The 10,461-nt window shown below is 30.9% G+C and carries 6 protein-coding genes and 1 pseudogene; 5 read left to right on the top strand and 2 right to left on the bottom strand.

Features of this window, described 5'->3' with window-relative positions; all coding sequences use genetic code 11:
• Together J1D01_RS12510 and J1D01_RS12505 are read right to left on the bottom strand one after the other, a co-directional pair.
• Positions 1-2,684 (bottom strand): annotated as a pseudogene (locus J1D01_RS12510) (hypothetical protein); the annotation flags it as partial.
• 30 nt (positions 2,685-2,714) lie between these two features.
• Complete coding sequence (locus tag J1D01_RS12505; RefSeq protein WP_421151055.1) at positions 2,715-3,269, bottom strand: hypothetical protein; 555 nt, start codon at positions 3,267-3,269, stop codon at positions 2,715-2,717.
• A 463-nt stretch (positions 3,270-3,732) separates the two neighbouring features.
• Between J1D01_RS12505 and J1D01_RS12500 the strand changes: the two genes are divergently transcribed.
• From J1D01_RS12500 to J1D01_RS12480, 5 genes are all read left to right on the top strand, one after another.
• Complete coding sequence (locus tag J1D01_RS12500; protein ID WP_421151054.1) at positions 3,733-4,224, top strand: SixA phosphatase family protein; 492 nt, start codon at positions 3,733-3,735, stop codon at positions 4,222-4,224.
• A 133-nt stretch (positions 4,225-4,357) separates the two neighbouring features.
• Positions 4,358-4,804, top strand: coding sequence for a hypothetical protein (locus tag J1D01_RS12495; RefSeq protein ID WP_421151053.1), 447 nt, complete (start codon positions 4,358-4,360; stop codon positions 4,802-4,804).
• 252 nt (positions 4,805-5,056) lie between these two features.
• A complete protein-coding gene (locus J1D01_RS12490) occupies positions 5,057-6,379 on the top strand; it encodes a hypothetical protein (protein ID WP_421151052.1) in 1,323 nt (440 codons plus the stop codon).
• A 42-nt stretch (positions 6,380-6,421) separates the two neighbouring features.
• Positions 6,422-7,852 (top strand): gliding motility-associated C-terminal domain-containing protein, encoded by a 1,431-nt coding sequence (locus J1D01_RS12485; RefSeq protein ID WP_421151051.1) that lies wholly within the window; start codon positions 6,422-6,424, stop codon positions 7,850-7,852.
• A 1-nt stretch (position 7,853) separates the two neighbouring features.
• Complete coding sequence (locus J1D01_RS12480; protein ID WP_421151050.1) at positions 7,854-10,391, top strand: PorP/SprF family type IX secretion system membrane protein; 2,538 nt, start codon at positions 7,854-7,856, stop codon at positions 10,389-10,391.
• Positions 10,392-10,461: the final 70 nt, after the last annotated feature.

The following is a 10,461-nucleotide window of genomic DNA, read 5'->3' as shown; positions in this document are numbered from 1 at the left end:
GTAACAGTAAAAGTAGCCGTGTCTTGCCCACTTTCACATAAATCAGTCACATTAAATTCAACGCTTACAGCACCACCATCACATAAATCAGGTGCAGTTAATGAACTAATATCAGTAGCTTGCGGGTTACACCCACCACTAACACTAAAACCAGCAATCCAAGAATTGAAAGCAGCATCTAGATCAGCTTGATTAGCAAAGTCACAAGCATTAACGGTTGAATCTTGCACATCGCTAATAACTAAATCGCTAGGCGTAAGATTAATGATTTGTATAGCTTCTGTGGTATTACCACAATCATCTGTGGCAGTATAAGTTCTAGTAACAACTATAGGACAATCATTTGAGTCAATTTCATCAATATAAGTAATACTTACAATCGTTCCATTATCAGAAGCTGTATACCCAGTATCAACATATGTATCTTTTATATCTGCTGATTGGGTAGCACTATATGGATATCTAACCGTTGAGGCAGTAATATCATTTTCATCACAGCCATTTATATTTATTGGACTGGGAGCTGTTATTACAGGTGCTTCATTGACAAAATCTTCATAATCAATATCTATGACATGTGGAACAGGTATAGGATCTCCTGTACATACTCCAGTAGCTTCATAACCTTGTATTAAACTAGTAGAAAAAGAAACTCCAGAAATGGCACCAACACCACTTAAAGTACCCTCTAAGGAAACTGTTTGTCCTAACATAGGATCACTTAAAATAGAACAATCTGTTGTTACTGTTAAGGTGAAACTTATATTTGCTAGAACCGTATTAGGATCTGAGGGTAAAGGTAACGTTCCTAAATCCCAAACAATAGCACCATTAGTACCAATTGATGCGTCGTATGTTGGTCCACTTGGTTGAGGAGTGAAAAAAGTATTACTAACAATATTTAAACCACTAGGGTTTACGGAAGCAGGAAGAGGCAGTGTTAAAACTGCGTTATCAATAGCTTCAGTTCCTGTGTTTTTTATTTCAATAATATAATCGGCTTCTTCATTTGGTTCTAATGAATTGTTTGTAGGTCCTGGAGGGTTTCCATTAATTGTAGTATTGCTTATAATACCTTCTGGTTCTGGTACATAGGCGTCAACCGAGAGGGTTAGATTATAAATTATATAAGTATCTTGAGTTGAGCCATATCTAAACGTAGTGCTAGTTTGGTTATTATCAATAATACCATTCCCTGTGTTGTCAATATCAAACATAGCAATATCAACTCCTGTATTGTTTGGTAAATCAGGGGTTCTTGCGTTTCCTCCAGTTACAATAGATGAATTAAAGAAATTGTTAGTTGAGTTGTTAGAATGACTTAACGCCTGATATGTGCCATTATCTTGTCTTAGAATTTCTAAATAATCTCCCGAAACACCTACATCACCTTCACCAGCCATTACACCAAGTTTAACATTTACAGGACCATTTTGAGCAGCTTGAAAACCAGAAATATCAAAAGTGTAATTTTCAGTAACACTACCTTGAACATATGCATGCCCATCAAAAACGGTTACATCTCTCCAATCCATTTTAGAATTTTCATAAACAACAACCATTCCCCAGCCACCATAATAACCTGTATTACCGCCATCTCCTTCTAAGGTTGCAATATCTGCTACAAAATATTCTCCAAGACCATTTGTTTGAACATAATCTGTAACTTCAGCATAAGCAGAATACATATTACCATCTTCTCCATTAGGGAAATAAATTTCATTGGCAGTTAAATCTGTATAAGTTGAAGATGCAGGTCCTTTTATTAATACTTTACGCTTATCAAAATTTTTAGTTATAGTTGTGGTGTTTGGTACATCTTCAAAATAGGTTATGTTTACATAAGCTCTATCATCATCTTGTCTACGTAATCTATTTACCTCTAAGGTATAATTTGAGTCTGAAAAAATTTCATAAGGAGAACTTAAATAAGCATTACTATTATTAATACTACTTGTAGAAACAGTGGTTTCTGCACCACCATTTACTGAAACATGAAGTGTTTGTGTTCCTCCTCCAGGTCCACCACCAGATGTTCTATATATAAATTCTACGGAGTCACCAGCACCAGAAGATGTAAATAAGTATCTTGTTGTATTAGTAGATCCAGGTCCACCACCGCCACCTCCTGAACTAGAGATGGTTAAAGTGTAATTTGTGTTAGGAATGTTGTTATTATCAAAAATTTCTTCATTAGTATCAGTAAATTGTTGGGTTGTTGAACCTCCTGTTGGAATTTCTTTAGAGACATCAAATGTATATCCATCGCCACTATAGCTATCTGTTCTACCTGTCCAATATATTCCGGCATAAATAATTTCAGAACACTCAGGAATAGCACCGTTTTCGTTTGAAAAAGTTAAGGTTGCAGAAGAAGAATTAAAAGTGTTATTCCCTGGAACTGCGGTTTCATCAACATCTACATACTCCATATCTAAAGAGTTGTTAGTGTTATCACCATAAGACACAAGTGTAAGATTGGTGTTTCCAATCATGGTGAAATCTCCTTTTACATTATAAATAGTTTGAGAAGGAGTAGCTGCTGAAGTTCTAGGTGCAAAAGGAACTTTCACTTGACCATAACTATTGTAAACAGCAGATATAAGTAACATGCTAAATAGTAAAAACCTAAAATTGTATTTACTGGACATTAAAGCTTTAATTATAGTGTATAGTTTTTTCATTTCTTAATCTTTAAGTTACCCAAGTATTATTTATGATGCTTTTTCAAAAGTGTAAAAAACACGAACATTGTTATCTGGTTTTTTTACTAACATTTCTATTTGTTTAGTATTACCATTAAATAGGCATTTAAGATAAATGTATTTTAGCCTAGGAAACATCTTTTTACCTTTTGATAAATCTAAATTATTTAGGTCGGCTTCATTATTTATAAGAATAGTAATAAGCTTAACTTTGTTGTAATTAGAATTATTATTGGTTAACTCTTTAAAAGAGTTCATGTCTTCAAAGGTTAATTTTATAGGACTTTCATTTCCATATTTTCTCTTTACCTTTTTATTTTTAAGATATACTGTAGCGTGAAGCTTTTTTGAAAGATTAGTAAACTCTTCTCTTGAGTCACCTAAAGATTTACTACTTTTTGTAACACTAAATTCTTTAGAACTAGTTTTATTAGATGTAGAGGAATTAGATTCTGATTTCAATTCATAAATTTCACTTTCTTGAGCAAAAGCTGTAAACGAAAAAAACGAAATAAGGAAAATGAGAGAAATGCTATAATTTTTTATAGTTGATTTATTTTTCATAATAAATATTATTTCATATTAAAATACTTTTAATCACAACAGAGTCTTACATTGTCATTATTGTTGACAATTAAAACAAACAGTAATAAAGTTTTTGAGGGAAAAAACAGCGAGGGAATAGTATTGATTTTCAACACCATATTTACTTTAGAAATTAGATTTGGGGTCATACTTTCAATATTTAATAGGTGAAACAAAAAAAATAAGTTGTAGCTAGTTTCTCAAAAATTAATGGTAAATCACTTATAAATTCGATTAACAGTATTTTAACAACATTTAATCGGTTGTTTGTGTTTTTTACCGAATGACCTATCTAACTATCTATTTTCTTGGTGTTTAATTTTATTGTTTTTTTGAAATTAGTTGATTATTAGCTGATTAATTATATTTACAGAACAAATAAATTGATTTTAATCGAAATAAACAACTTTTTGTCGATTAAAAATGCATTTAATCGATTGGTATGAAAACTTTAATAATAGTTAGACACGCAAAATCATCATGGGAATACAACGTTATAGATCATGAGAGGCCCTTAAAAAAAAGAGGAGTTAATGATGCTCTTATTGTTTCGCATTTTTTAAAAGGTAAAATAAAAAAAATAGATAAAGTTTTGTCTAGTGATGCTTTAAGAACCAAACTGACTGCTAATATTTTTTTAGAAAATTTAAATATTCATCAAAATATTTTAGAGTTTAATCATAATTTGTATGATTTTGAAGGTAGTGATTTATTACAAGTAATTAAAAGTAACAAAGCTTCAATTAATAACTTAATGATTTTTGGTCATAATCATGCCTTAACAAATTTTGTAAATACTTATGGAAGTGAATATATAGACAATGTACCAACTAGTGGAGTGGTAGTTATTGAATTTGATATAAAAACATGGCCAGATTTAAAAAAAGGAAAAACAACTTTAAAAGTATTTCCAAGACATTTAAAAAGCCAATAAATACCTTAATTATAGTTATTTAGTTATATCACAAGTTTCATTATTAAAAAAACATTAAAAAAAATCGATAAAACGCTTGTTTTTAACGATAAAATGTATAAATTAGCGGTCTAAATCTCAAATCTTAATTAAAATGAAAACTAAATTAATCCTACTTTGTTTTGGCTTTTTCTTTATAACCGGAGTTGGATTTGCTCAAAAAAAGAATCCTCCTAAAAGTATTATTAGCGATAAAGTAGCTATAAAAAAATATCATAGTAAAGAGGAGTTAGATAGAAAACAAAAAGGCGAGTTGCTCGGTTTGTACATTGAAAGAATTGAAAGTTTGGTTCAATTATTACCATACATTGCCTTTGCAACAAAACCAGGTGTTACAATGTCTACCTTAGGAATACCTAACAATAATGATAATAGAAAGATTCTTGATGAAAAATTTGAAGCGACAGCCGAATTTTTAGGTAAAAATAGAGAATTTCAGGAAGCTATTCTTCCGTATTCAGATACAGATAATTTAGTATCTGCTATTCTCTTTTATGAATCAACATTAAAATCTTTACATGAATATAGTGAGTTTCATTAAGTTTAAATAAAATGCTACTATTTTTATAGAAAATTATTACAATAAAAGGAGTGGTTTTATATTGCTCCTTATTTTATATAGGTAAAATTAAATAAACATCAGTAAATAAAGCCTTTTTCAAGTACTTTTTTAATAATAATTAGCATAAATAAAATGTATTTTGTCGATTAATTTGGTATTTCGTAGATTTTATTGTATGTTTGAACAAATAATTAGGAATCCCCATTTCTACAAAATCATAAACGAGTGATTATGAAAAATTTTACTAAATTAACCTATGTGTTGTTTTTGTTATGTGCCAATATTTTTGCACAACAAGAAAAAGGAATAGTTGGTAATACCAATTGGTTAGATAATTGGACAGAATTTAACCCTAAGCAACAAAGCTATAGAGAGCCAACTCAAATTATTTCTGGTAATATAACTAAAGATACAAGGCTTTCTAAAAGAGATACCTATTTACTGGTAGGTAGTGTTTTTGTTACAAATAATGCAACACTAACTATAGAGCCTGGAACTGTTGTTTTAGCAGATTATAATTCAAAAGCATCTCTCACAGTATCTAAAGGAGCAAAAATAATAGCTGAAGGCACAGAAACAGATCCTATTGTGTTTTCTTCTAATAAAAGCTTAAAACGTGCAGGAGACTGGGGAGGAATTGTTTTGTTGGGCAGTGCGCCTTTAAATAAATTCGGGAATGGTTCTGTTGCTAATTTACATGATAATTTAGATGCTTCAAATTACGCCAATGTGAATTATGGTGGTAATGACACTATAAGTAATTCTGGTGTATTAAAATATGTTAGAATAGAGTATGCTGGTAAAAGAATTAAGGGAGCAGGTTACCTTAATGGTTTACTATTAGCAGGAGTGGGGTCAGAAACGGTATTAGAAAATATAATGGTTAGCTACTGTGCAGGTGATGCCTTTGAAGTTTTAGGAGGTGAGGTTACTATTAATAAAGCCGTTTCTTATAGAACAAGTAGTAATGATTTTGTGTTCAATTATGGGGCTCAAGGTTATTTAAAAAATTCTTTAGCAGTAAGATCTCCATATATATCTAGTAGTGAAGGTTCTCGTTGTCTAAAGGTTTTATCGTATGATAATAGACAGGAAGTTGACTTTTCTAAAAATGGAACTCATGTTGTTGCCGAAAATTTAACATTTCTTAATGATAGTGAAACCCTAGATAGTGATATAGAAAAAGGATTGGTTAGTGAAGCTGTTTATGTTGGGCAAGAAACCTTTTTAGATATGAATAAAAGTGTAATTTCTGGGTTTAACCCTGCTGTTATATTAGATGATAGAATTCGTATAAATCAAGAAAACCTTGAGAAAATTAGGTTTACAAACATGTATTTTAATAACTGCAAGGGTAATATTTATGTTAATAATAATAGCAATAATGATGACTTAGAAAATTGGTATGGTAATGCTGCATTTTTTAACGTGTATTCTAAAAGTACCAATGTAGAAACTTTTATTGATATTCAAAATAAGAGAAGACCAGACTACAGGTTGAGAATTAATAAAATAATTGCAACAAATCTTGATTCAGATGTAAATGGTGACTAATCACTGTATATTATAATATGAGTATAAACAGAAAGTTATCTAATGAAAAAAATTATACTTATAGCGGTTTTTATTTGTTCACTAACTGTTAAAGCCCAAGCACAATTTGTTATTAGTAAACCTAATTTAGGTTATACTCAAGCCTGTGCTAGTGCTTCGTTTAACAGTTATAATGTAACATTTTCATTTTCTCCAGAATCTAGTTTAACTAGTTCAACCCAATTCATTATAGAACTTTCTGATGAAACAGGAGATTTTTCAAATCCCACTACCATTTATACATCTGCTGCAGGAAGTATAACAACTTCTCCTGCAACATTAAATTTTTCGTTACCAACCGATACAGCTGGTGAAGCTTATAAAATTAGAATAAAAAGTACATCTCCCGAAGGAACTAGTAGTGGGTCTGATGCTTTTCCTGCTTATTATAAAATACAAGATTCTCCTTTTACCATTAATAATTTAATAGAAACCGCTGTTTTTTGTGCAGGTGATAGCTATTTATTAACAATTGATAATCCTGGAGGCGAAATGAACGATTCCCCATTACAATATCCATCACTGTCTTTTAATTGGTATAAAGAAACTAGCGAAACAACTTCGGTTTTTGTAGCTACAGGTGAAAGTTTAGAAGTTACAGAAGCAGGTACATACTTTGTTGAAACCAATTATGGATCTTGTACTTCAAATTCATTTTCTAATAGAGTTACGGTAAGTGAAGCTACATCTAGTGAAACAAACGTTACTATAAACTCTTCTTTAGGAAATCCTTATTGTCATGAAAATGGACCAACGGTTTTAAGTGCAATAAAAGGAGATAGTTACCAATGGTTTAAAGATGGTGAGCCTATTAATGACGCTACAGACCAAATGTATGAAACTAATGAAAGCGGCACATATTCTGTTATTGTAAATTTAGGAGATTGTAGTGCTACGGCTTCAATAGATTTAGAAAATAGCGGCTTTACAAGTAGTATAGATGTAGACGATGTAAACGATTTAGAAGAAGGAGAAACCATAGTAGCTACAGTTACTTCAACAGCAATAAGCCCTACTTATGAGTGGTTTAGAGATGGGGCATTAATATCAGGTGCTACATCAAATAGTTATGAAATTTCAGAATCTGGTAATTACAGTGTAGTAATTACTCAAAATGTAAGCTGTTCATCAACTAAAGAATTTGCATTTAGTGTTACAGAACAATTTCCAGACGTAGCTCAAATACCAAATTTAATAAGTCCTAATGGAGACGGTATTAATGATACTTGGATTATTCCTAAAGAATATACAAGTGGTACAGATACTCAAGTTATGATTGTGAGTTCACAAGGTAAAATAGTGCTTAATACTAATGATTATCAAAATAATTGGCCAGAAAATTTAAGCTTTAAAGATGTAAACCCAGTTTACTATTACATAATAACAACCCCAAATAACCAAACACGTAAAGGATCAATTACGGTGATCAAATGACATGAATAAAAATCTACTATACCTGATTTTGTTTTTATGCTTAGCGCAAACCTCTCACTCACAAAACAATGGGGTTGTTGCTATAGATTTACCTATAAGAAATTCTTTAAAGTTTAATAAATATGCTGTAAATCCAACATTTAGTTTTGTTAGAGAACAGAATAAATACATTAGTTTTACAAATAAAAGACAGTGGGTACAGTTTGAAGATGCTCCACAAGCATATTTATTTAGTTACTCAGGAAGATTTAAAGAAAACATAGGAGCCGGTATTGGTTTATTTCAACAAAATTATGGAGTGCAAACTGTATTTGGTGGGATGTTAAATTTTGCCTATAACGCAGTTTTAGATAGAGATAGTAACTTAACTTTTGGGCTAAATATAGGAGCTTATCAAAGCAGTATAAACGAAGGTAATGTTGTAACTAATTTCCAAGATCCTGCACTTCAAAATATTCCTAAAAATACACTATTAACAGTAAATCCAGGTATTAACTATGGCACCGCTTTTTTTGATTTCGGTTTTTCAGTTAATAACTTAGTGTCATATAACTTAAGTTCTTCAAAAATAATAGAAGACAATCCAGAACAAAGTTATCAAGCTCATATTATGTATACAGGTTATATGGATAGTCGTGGTTTTTTTGATGAAAGTAAATTTTCAACTTTAATCCGTTCAGAATTTAAAAAAGAAACCACCGTTCTTTCTGGTCTTGCTATGTTATCAATACCAAAAGGTATATGGGGGCAAGTAGGTTATAACACATTATACGGCGCGTCTGCAGGAGTTGGAATTAATATTACAGAACAAATTGCAGTAGAATATAATTATGAGCAATCTGTTGGTGAGTTATCAGATTTTGGTAATTCGCATGAATTTACCATTGCCTATAGATTTAAAAACAACAACAGATATTTATATAACGGAGATGATGATGAAAAGTCAGTCTTTACACCAAAAAGTAGAAAACGAACCATAGCAAATCGTTCTTCTAGCTCAAAACCAAAAGTAAATAGAGAAGAAGCTGCACGATTGAAAGCAGAAGAAATAGCACAAAGAAAGAAAGCTTTAGAAGAAAAACGTCTAGCACGTCAAGAAGCAGAACGTTTAAGAAAAGAAGAACAAATCAATAATGAAGAAGTAACAGAAGATGTTGTAGCAACAAGTAAAAACGTAGAAGAAGAAAAAATTAAAGCAGAAGCAGCTGCAAAACTTGAAGCTGAGAGAAAAGCAAAAGAAGAAGCAGATAGAATTAAAGCAGAACAAGAAGCTCAAAGACTAGCAGCCGAAGCTAAAGCTAGGGAGGAAGCTAGATTAAAGGCAGAAGCAGAGGCAGCTGCAAAACTTGAAGCTGAGAGAAAATCGAAAGAAGAAGCAGATAGAATTAAAGCAGAACAAGAAGCTCAAAGATTAGCAGCCGAAGCTAAAGCTAGGGAGGAAGCTAGATTGAAGGCAGAAGCAGAGGCAGCTGCAAAACTTGAAGCTGAGAGAAAAGCAAAAGAAGAAGCAGATAGAATTAAAGCAGAACAAGAAGCTCAAAGATTAGCAGCCGAAGCTAAAGCTAGGGAGGAAGCTAGATTGAAGGCAGAAGCAGAGGCAGCTGCAAAACTTGAGGCAGAAAGAAAAGCTAACGAAGAAAATTTAATTGAAATCACATCAGATTTAGATCAAGAAACAATTAATTCAATAAATAAATTAAATGAGTCTGCTAAAGAATCTAAAAAACAACAATCTGAATTAATAGATAGATTAACAGAAAAAGTTGCTATTAAACAAAAAGATTTAGACGATTTAAAACAAGAAAATGACTTAAGTGAACAAGGTATTTATGTAGAACCTAAACCATTTAAAAGTGTAACAGCAGAAAATGCAGAAATAGAAGCTTTAAAAGATCAATTAGAAAAAGTAATTGAAGAGCAAAGAATAAAAATTGAAGAATTAGAAGCGGTGTATATTACCAGAAAACGTAAAGTTAAAGATGATAATGATGCATTAAATATCAAATATTCTAAAGCTATAGAAAAATTAAAAGCGCAACAATTACAAGCAATGAAAGCTAAAGCAGATTTAGAAAGTTCTTTAGAAACAATTAAAGTAGCTACAGATTATGAAAGAAAACGTAGAATTAAACGTGCAGCTTATGATAATCAACAAGATAGATATAAGAAAGATAGTGCTTCTCTAGCTTCAATTAAAAAGTTTACACAGCCATCTAATTTAGTGTTAACAGAAGATGACTTTGATTTTGGTGATGAACCAAGTAACAATATTCAAATTGTTAAAAATGTAACAAATGCAGAAAGCGGATATTATATGGTTATAGCTATACATGAAAATGAAGCTAAGCGTAATGAATTTTTAACAAAAGTTGTATCAATGGGTAGAAAAGATATTGAGTTTTTCTTTGATGTAAATACCAATAAATACTTTATTTATTATAGTAAATTTGATAACATCGAGGAAGCACAACGCTTATTACAATCAAAAGGAAATGAACCCTATAATGCTAAAATGTCTATTGTTAAAATAGAAAATTAATACAGTTATATTAATTAACCATTTTAAAAATTCAATAACTAGTGTTATTGGATTTTTTTATTTCAAATAC

Source organism: Seonamhaeicola sp. NFXS20 (assembly GCF_049132085.1).
Taxonomy (GTDB): Bacteria; Bacteroidota; Bacteroidia; order Flavobacteriales; family Flavobacteriaceae; genus Seonamhaeicola.
Note: the sequence above shows the minus strand (reverse complement) of the source record. Positions and strands in the feature narration are given on the sequence as shown.

Coding starts and splice junctions, on each gene's coding strand:
- J1D01_RS12505 (WP_421151055.1), bottom strand. CDS start 3,269: ATGAAAAATAAATCAACTATAAAAAATTATAGCATTTCTCTCATTTTC.
- J1D01_RS12500 (WP_421151054.1), top strand. CDS start 3,733: ATGAAAACTTTAATAATAGTTAGACACGCAAAATCATCATGGGAATAC.
- J1D01_RS12495 (WP_421151053.1), top strand. CDS start 4,358: ATGAAAACTAAATTAATCCTACTTTGTTTTGGCTTTTTCTTTATAACC.
- J1D01_RS12490 (WP_421151052.1), top strand. CDS start 5,057: ATGAAAAATTTTACTAAATTAACCTATGTGTTGTTTTTGTTATGTGCC.
- J1D01_RS12485 (WP_421151051.1), top strand. CDS start 6,422: ATGAAAAAAATTATACTTATAGCGGTTTTTATTTGTTCACTAACTGTT.
- J1D01_RS12480 (WP_421151050.1), top strand. CDS start 7,854: ATGAATAAAAATCTACTATACCTGATTTTGTTTTTATGCTTAGCGCAA.